The sequence below is a fragment of the Hymenobacter agri genome, from assembly GCF_054778495.1.
Map to the genome: position 1 here is coordinate 1 of NZ_BAAGZM010000986.1, position 1070 is coordinate 1070.

Genomic DNA, 1070 nt, shown 5'->3' on the forward strand with positions numbered 1-1070 from the left:
CGACCCGGCCCCCGTGGCCCTGCCCGCGCCCAAGCCAGCCCCCGCCAAATCGGCCCCCTACGCCGGCGGCATGAAGATTAACATCTCGCCCGACGGCTCGAAGTATGTGCGCATCATGACGGCCCACCAGCTGTGGGCGCGCTACTCCGAGAACAACACCAACACCGTGTCGGCCACCGAGGAGCCGCAGTTCGACCAGGTTGATTTCGGCCTGCGCCGCTCGCGGGTGCTGCTGGTGTCGCAGCTGAACCCGCGCTTTCTGGTGATTACGCAACTGGGCATCAACGGGCAGAGCACCATTGCGGGCGGCGCGCCCGGCGAGCCCACCGGCCCCGGCAAAAAGCCCCAATTTTACATCCACGACGCGCTGGTGGAATACAAGGTGAACCAGTACCTGAGCGCGGGCGGCGGCCTGCACTACTACAACGGTATCTCGCGCCAAACCAGCTTCGCCGCGTTTTCGCTGATTGCGCTGGACGTGCCCGGCACGCAGTCGCCGGTGATTGACGCCATCGACCAGACCGGGCGCGGTCTGGGCCTCTACGTGCGGGGCCGGGTGAATCGGTTCGACTACCGGCTGGCCGTGAACGACGCCTTCCGCAACAACATCAGCAGCACGCCCGCCACCCTCACCACCGGCGTGGCCCAGTACAACCCCCGCAGCCGGGGCAAGGTGTGGCAGGGCTATTTCGACTGGGAGTTTCTGGATAAGGAGCTGAACTTGGTGCCTTTCGCGGTGGGCAACTACCTGGGCGCCCGGCGCGTGTTCAACCTCGGCACGGGCTTCCTGTACTACGCCAATGGCATGTACTCGCGCCCCGACGTGGCCCCCACGCCGCTGCCCGCCAACGCTTGGAACATTCCCTACAACCGCCACGATGTGAGCGTGCTCTCGGCCGACTTGTTCTACGACGCGCCGGTGGACACCTCGGCCCGCAACCAGACGGCCTTCACCGTGTACGCCGCCGCCTACCGCTACAACATGGGCCCGAACTACGTGCGCTACCTCGGCACGCTGAACCCCGGCGCGGGCTCGGCGGCGTTGCGCGGCAACGCGGTGCCCATCGTGG

The 1070-nt window shown here is 66.8% G+C and carries 1 protein-coding gene; it reads left to right on the forward strand.

What is annotated here, in order from left to right:
• Positions 1 to 1070 (forward strand): hypothetical protein (locus ACYVDE_RS23900; RefSeq protein ID WP_460504025.1); only part of this gene is annotated, 1070 nt, incomplete at both ends.